Genomic DNA, 6477 nt, shown 5'->3' with positions numbered 1-6477 from the left:
CCCCGCGTCCACGGCGTCGCGGCGTTCGACGGCCGTCAGGGCGGGCGGGACCTGCCCGTCACCGTGGTGAGCCACCGGGGCCAGCAGCGCGGACGGCCGGGGCTCGACGTCTCGCGCCGCGTCCTGCACGAGCACGAGATCGAGCGGATCCAAGGCGTGTGCGTGGCCACGCTCGCCCGGTGTGCGTACGACATGGCGCTCGACGCTCGATCACTCGGCGAGGCCGTCGAGGTGCTGGACGCGTGCTGCTCCACCGTCACCCCGGGGTCGCGGACGAGCCCGTCCCGCATCCGTGCCGTGCTGGACAGCCACGCGAAGACGCGCGGGATCACGCTGGTCCGGCGTGCCCTGCCGCTCGTGAGCACGCGGTCGGCCAGCCCGCTCGAGACGAGCACGCGCCTGGTCGCCGTGCGGGACGCCGGCTACTGGGAGGTCCGGGTCAACGAGGCGGTGTTCGACCTGGAGGGGCGGCTGCTCGGGGTCGCCGACCTGCTGGACGTCGAGCGGGGCATCGTGGTCGAGACGGACGGCGACGACCATGCCGAGCGCGCGCGTCGGACCGGCGACAACCACCGCCAGGAGCAGATGGCGCGGGCGGGTCTGGTGGTCGTCCGCGTGACCGCGGACGACCACCGGGATCGTCGCGCGTTGGCGGCTCGCCTCGCGCGCATCCGTCGCGAGACGAGCGCCCATCGGCCGCAGGGCTGGACGCTCGAGCGTCCGTCCTGGTGGTGGACCTGGGCGCCGGCCCGGCGATGGGACTGACCCCAGAATGCACTGAGCGTGACGTTGTGCACGCGACACGTCGGTGAAGGCGTACACAACGTCACGCTCAGCGAGGAGGTGACTTCCCGAGGGAGGTGGGGACTCCTAGCTGTAGTTCCCCGTGACGTTGTGAACGCGTTGAGCGGGGGTGAGGCCTGCGATGGCGGTGTGGGGTCGGTGGTGATTGTAGTTGTGGAGCCAGTCGGTGTAGGTGGCTTGGCGTTCGGTGTCTGAGGAGTAGTTCTGGGCGTAGGCCCATTCGGTGGTCAGGGTCCGGTTGAACCGTTCGACTTTGCCGTTGGTCTGTGGCCGGTAGGGGCGGGTCCTGCGGTGTTTGACTCCTTCGCCGAGCGCTGCGGCGAAGGCGTGAGATCGGTAGCAGGCGCCGTTGTCGGTCATCACCGCGGTGACGGTGATCCCGGCGTCGGCGAAGAAGTCCCGTGCCCGGGTCCAGAAGCCGGCGGCGGTCTCCTTGCGCTCATCGGGCAGCTGTTCGGAGTAGGCCAGTCGGGAGTGGGAGTCGATGGCGTGGTGCAGGAACACGTAGCCCCGCGAGCCAGGCGCACCACCTCGAGCAGCCCGGTCGCGGGCCGAGCCGGCTTGTCGGTCCTGGGCTGAGCCGCGGCCGTGGGCGCGCCAGCCGCCACCGTCGGGGATCCGGCCGAGTTTCTTGATGTCCACGTGGACCAAGTCGCCCGGTGCAGCGGCCTCGTAGCGAACGGCGCGTGGTTGGCGGACCGCCAGGCCGGTGGCCTGGTCCAGGTGGGCCAGCAGCGGCATCCGATACCGGCACAGGACTCGGCCGACGGTCGAGCGCGGGACACCCAGATGGAACCCGATCCGGTGCGGTCCCCACTGGCGGGTGAACCGCAGAGCGATGATCCGACGTTCCAACCGGGCCGGGCAGCGCGTTGGCGATGAGCGAGGACGCGAAGACAGATCGGTCATCGGCTCACCGGCTCGTAGCCGGCGGGCCCATTTCGATGCCGTCGCCGGCGAGACCTGGAACCGTTCGGCGGCTCTGGCAACGGGCCAGCCGTCGTCCACGATCAACCGGGCAAGACGTTCGCGACCAACAGGAGTCAACGGCGCATTAGCGTGAGTCATGAGGACCTCTGGTTCGAGGATGGTGTGGTAACCCCTTCGATACCGGAGGTCCTCACCTCACGTCAGCCGTTCACAACCTCCCGGGGAACTACACCTAGCCGTCAGGTGCGGCGGTGGACGCTGGCGCGCTTGGTCTCGTCGATGGCCTGCGCGTAGGAGTTGACCAGCGCCTGGATGGTCAGCGGCTTGAACCGCTCGACGATCGCGCGGATCTGCGCCGGCGACTCGTGCGACTCCTTCAGGTGCGGCCAGACGTGGACGCGGAACACCTCGTCGATCTCGTGGGCCATCGCGCGTCCGTGCTCGGCGAACACCCGCCGGGCGGCGTCGGCGGCCTCGATCGGCAGCCCGATGTCGATGAGCGACACGCCCAGGCCCAGGTGGGCCGGCGCGACCTCGAAGACGTCCTCGGTCGGGGTCGGGTCGACGACCCCGAGCGCCACCAGCAGCTCCAGGTCGTCGTCGCTGAGCGCCCGGCCGGCCCGCTGCTCGAGCTCGGCGCGCGGCAGCGTCTCGGGCTTGGTCGGCGTCCACGGCGTGAGCAGCGTGCGCTGCAGCGCGACCCGCTCGGGGCTCGCGTCGCCGGGCAGGTTCTCCAGGTAGCCCTCGATGGCCGCGAGCGTGAAGCCGTGCGCCTGCAGCTCGCGGACGAGCTCGAGCCGCACCAGGTGGTCCGAGCCGTAGTAGCCGTTGCGGCCCTCGCGGCGCGGCGGCGGGATGAGCCCGCGGCCGGCGTAGAAGCGGACGGTGCGCACGCTCATGCCGACCCGGCTGGCCAGCTGCTCGATGGTCATCGAGTCCGGGTCGCCGGACTCCACAGGTGCGCCGCTCATGGGCACGAGGATAGGTGGGCGTCCACCGGCAGGCGGACGAGCGGCCACCTGGCTCATGATGTGGGTCACGTCACGGCACCGCCCTACCGCTCTGACAGTTGTGGTGTCACAATGACGGGAGCCAGTAAGCAAGCGCTTACATGCATGCACATTCCGCTGGGAGGACCCACCCCATGACCGACGCCTTCATCTACGACGCGATCCGCACGCCGCGCGGTCGCGGCAAGAAGACCGGATCGCTGCACGAGGTCAAGCCGGTCACGCTCGTGACCGGTCTGCTCGAGGAGATCCAGAAGCGCAACCCCACCCTGGACCCCGCCCAGATCGAGGACGTGGTCCTGGGCTGCGTCTCGCCGATCGGCGACCAGGGCGCCGACATCGCCAAGACCGCCGCGCTGGCCGCCGGCCTGCCCTACGAGGTCGCCGGCGTGCAGCTCAACCGCTTCTGCGCCTCGGGCCTGGAGGCCGTCAACCAGGCCGCCGCCCGCGTCCGCTCGGGCTGGGAGGACCTCATCGTCGCCGGTGGCGTCGAGTCCATGAGCCGCGTCCCGATGGGCTCGGACGGCGGACCGTGGGCCATGGACCCGCGCACCGCGCTGAAGGCTGACTTCGTCCCGCAGGGCATCAGCGCCGACCTCATCGCCACGATCGAGGGCTACAGCCGCGAGGACGTCGACACGTTCGCCGCCGAGTCGCAGGCCCGCGCGGCCAAGGCGATCGCCAACGGCTACTTCAAGAACTCGGTCATCCCGGTCGTCGACCCCAACGGCATCACGATCCTGGACCACGACGAGTTCGTCCGTGAGGGCACGACGGTCGAGAGCCTCGCCGGCCTCAAGCCGTCGTTCAAGGACCTGGGCTCCTTCGCCGGCTTCGACGACGTCGCGCTGGAGAAGTACACCGAGGTCGAGCGCATCAACCACGTCCACCACGCCGGCAACAGCTCGGGCATCGTCGACGGCGCGGGCATCGTGCTGATCGGCTCCGAGGCCGCCGGCGAGCGCCACGGCCTCACGCCGCGCGCCCGCATCGTCTCGACCGCCGTCGTCGGCTCCGAGCCCACGATCATGCTGACGGGCCCCGGCCCGGCCAGCCACAAGGCGCTCAAGAAGGCCGGCCTCACGCCCGAGGACCTCGACCTGGTCGAGATCAACGAGGCGTTCGCCGCCGTCGCGCTCAAGCTCATGCGCGACCTGGGTGACTTCCCGGCCGACCGCACCAACGTCAACGGCGGTGCCATCGCCATGGGTCACCCGCTGGGCGCCACCGGCGCGATGATCCTCGGCACGCTCGTCGACGAGCTCGAGCGTCGTGAGGGCCGCTACGGCCTGGCCACGCTGTGCATCGGCGGCGGCATGGGCATCGCGACCGTCGTCGAGCGCATCTGATCCGCGGACCTTCCACCTCAGGAGACTTCATCCACATGACCACCACCACCGAGGCCGTCCGCTACGAGAAGGACGGCGCGATCGCCACCCTGGTGCTCGACGACCCGAGCCAGAGCGCCAACACGATGAACCAGGCGTACGTCGAGTCCATGGAGAAGGCCGTCGACGCCCTCGCCGCGGACGTCGCGGCCGACGCCGACGCGATCCAGGGCGTCGTCATCACCTCGGCGAAGAAGACCTTCTTCGCCGGTGGCGACCTCAAGCTCATGACGCAGGCGACGCGCGACGACGCGCAGGCGCTGTTCGACAACGTCGAGCGCATCAAGGCCACGCTGCGCAAGCTCGAGACGATCGGCAAGCCGGTCGTCGCGGCCATCAACGGCGCCGCCCTCGGCGGCGGCCTGGAGATCGCGCTCGCGGCCCACCGCCGCATCGCGGTCGACGGCCGCTACGAGATCGGCCTGCCCGAGGTCACCCTCGGCCTGCTGCCCGGCGGCGGCGGCGTCACCCGCACCGTCCGCATGTTCGGCATCCAGGACGCGCTGCTCAACGTCCTGCTGCAGGGCCCGCGCATGAAGCCGGCCAAGGCGCTCAAGCTCGGCCTCGTCGACGAGCTCGTCGAGTCCGCCGACCAGCTGGTCCCGGCCGCCAAGGCCTGGATCGAGGCCCACGCCGACGACGCCGACGCCGCGTCGCAGCCGTGGGACCGCAAGGGCTACAAGATGCCCGGCGGCACCCCGAAGACCCCGGCGCTCGCCGCCAACCTGCCGGCGCTGCCCGCGATGCTGCGCAAGCAGCTCAAGGGCGCCGACATGAAGGCCCCGAAGGCGATCCTGTCGGCCGTCGTCGAGGGCGCGGCCGTCGACTTCGACACCGCCAGCCGCATCGAGTCGCGCTACCTGGTCGAGCTGCTCGTCGGCCAGCAGTTCAAGAACATGACCCAGGCGTTCTTCTTCGACCTCAACGCCATCAACGCCGGCGGCTCGCGCCCCGAGGGCGTCGAGAAGCGCAAGGTCGAGAAGGTCGCGGTCATCGGCGCGGGCATGATGGGCGCGGGCATCGCCTACGTCTCGGCCCAGGCCGGCATCGAGGTCGTCCTCAAGGACGTCAAGCTCGAGGCCGCCGAGAAGGGCAAGGGCTACAGCGAGAAGCTGCTCGACAAGGCGCTCGAGCGCGGCCGCATCACGCAGGAGAAGCGCGACGAGGTGCTGGGCCGCATCACGCCCACCGCCGACTACGCCGACCTCGAGGGCTGCGACCTGGTCGTCGAGGCCGTCTTCGAGTCCGTCGACCTCAAGAAGTCGGTCTTCGGCGAGCTCGAGCCGGTCGTGAAGTCCGACGCCCTGCTGGGCTCGAACACGTCCACGCTGCCGATCACCAAGCTGGCCGAGGGCGTCACGCGTCCCGAGGACTTCATCGGCATCCACTTCTTCAGCCCGGTCGACAAGATGATGCTCGTCGAGATCATCGCCGGCGAGAAGACGTCGGACGAGGCGCTGGCCCGGGCGATCGACTACACGCAGCAGATCAAGAAGATCCCGATCGTCGTCAACGACAGCCAGGGCTTCTTCACCAGCCGCGTCATCGGCACCTTCGTCAACGAGGGCATCTCCATGCTGACCGAGGGCGTGCACCCGGTCCGCATCGAGCGCGCCACGACGCAGGCCGGCTTCCCGGCGCCGGTGCTCCAGCTGTCCGACGAGCTGAACCTCGAGCTGATGGTCAAGATCCGCAAGGAGTCCATCGCCGCCGTCGAGGCCGCCGGTGGCACGTGGGACGCGTCCCCGGCCGAGGAGGTCATCGACTACATGATCGAGCAGGGCCGCTCGGGCAAGCTCAAGGGCGCCGGCTTCTACGACTACGCCGACGGCAAGCGCACCGGCCTGTGGGCGGGGCTGACCGAGAAGTACCCGACGGCCGAGACCCAGCCGCCGCTGGTCGACATGAAGGAGCGCCTGACGTTCATCATGGCGCTGGAGACGGTGAAGTGCTTCGAGGAGGGCGTGCTGCGCACGACCGCCGACGCCAACATCGGCTCGATCTTCGGCATCGGCTTCCCGGCGCTGCACGGTGGCGTCATCCAGCACATCAACGGCTACGAGGCTGCCGACGGCAGCATCGGCGTGCAGGCGTTCGTCGAGCGCGCGCAGGAGCTGGCCAAGACGTACGGCGACCGGTTCAACCCGCCGGCGCTGCTGCTGGAGAAGGCCGCGAAGAACGAGACGTTCTGACTCGTCTCCTGACCTGGGCGGGGCCCGCCGGACGTCGTCCGGCGGGCCTCGTCGCGTCCGGGGTCAGGGGCGCGAAGCGCGCAGCGCGGCGTCCAGCGTCGTCATGAGCCGCGCGACCCGCGTGCGAAAATCCGGCGGGGGCGGCGGGTAGGC

The 6477-nt window shown here is 70.2% G+C and carries 5 protein-coding genes; 3 read left to right on the top strand and 2 right to left on the bottom strand.

From position 1 onward, the window contains the following. Positions 1–765: hypothetical protein (locus AC2W7G_RS07250; RefSeq protein WP_485867842.1), on the top strand; the 765-nt coding region annotated here is incomplete at its 5' end. A gap of 105 nt (positions 766–870) precedes the next feature. Here AC2W7G_RS07250 and AC2W7G_RS07245 read toward each other — a convergent pair. Both AC2W7G_RS07245 and AC2W7G_RS07240 read right to left on the bottom strand, forming a co-directional pair. Continuing rightward, positions 871–1872, bottom strand: a complete 1002-nt coding sequence (locus tag AC2W7G_RS07245) for an IS481 family transposase (protein WP_485867841.1) — start codon at positions 1870–1872, stop codon at positions 871–873. 101 nt (positions 1873–1973) lie between these two features. Further along, positions 1974–2705 (bottom strand): MerR family transcriptional regulator, encoded by a 732-nt coding sequence (locus AC2W7G_RS07240; protein ID WP_485867840.1) that lies wholly within the window; start codon positions 2703–2705, stop codon positions 1974–1976. Positions 2706–2878: 173 nt separating this feature from the next. Between AC2W7G_RS07240 and AC2W7G_RS07235 the strand changes: the two genes are divergently transcribed. After that, positions 2879–4093, top strand: a complete 1215-nt coding sequence (locus tag AC2W7G_RS07235) for an acetyl-CoA C-acetyltransferase (protein ID WP_485867839.1) — start codon at positions 2879–2881, stop codon at positions 4091–4093. Between the two features lie 35 nt (positions 4094–4128). After that, positions 4129–6324, top strand: a complete 2196-nt coding sequence (locus tag AC2W7G_RS07230; protein WP_485867838.1) for a 3-hydroxyacyl-CoA dehydrogenase NAD-binding domain-containing protein — start codon at positions 4129–4131, stop codon at positions 6322–6324. The last annotated feature ends 153 nt before the right edge of the window (positions 6325–6477 follow it).

The sequence above is a fragment of the Aeromicrobium sp. PFPM2_SD2 genome (assembly GCF_057364525.1).
The sequence above is the reverse complement of the archived record's forward strand: the minus strand, read 5'-3'. Positions and strand labels throughout refer to the sequence as shown.